General features: G+C 54.2%; 1 protein-coding gene. It reads right to left on the bottom strand.

Annotated features, from left to right (window positions below; genetic code table 11):
- Positions 1–218: hypothetical protein (locus KVT27_RS25990; RefSeq protein ID WP_217582314.1), on the bottom strand; the 218-nt coding region annotated here is incomplete at its 3' end.
- Between the last annotated feature and the right edge of the window lie 22 nt (positions 219–240).

Raw genomic sequence — 240 nt, 5'->3', positions numbered from 1 at the left:
GATTCCTCGATTCGGTCGGCAGCCTGAAGCAGCATCTCTTCGTTGATATCGAACCTGTATTCTTCCCAGCTGCACCAGCCCAAATAGCGGAAAGGCTCCGGATAATGCTTCTGCTCCCGCAGTCTGGTCGTCCCGCCGATGCGTTGATCCGTGACGGCGGTTTCCCATACTTCACGGCAAGCTGTATACGGGTCTGAGCTGACACTCCATGCAAGCAAGGAGATATCCTCATGAACAATC

Source organism: Lysinibacillus sp. GbtcB16, assembly GCF_019091145.1.
In the GTDB taxonomy this organism is placed as follows: domain Bacteria; phylum Bacillota; class Bacilli; order Bacillales_A; family Planococcaceae; genus Lysinibacillus; species Lysinibacillus fusiformis.
Note: the sequence above shows the minus strand (reverse complement) of the source record. Positions and strands in the feature narration are given on the sequence as shown.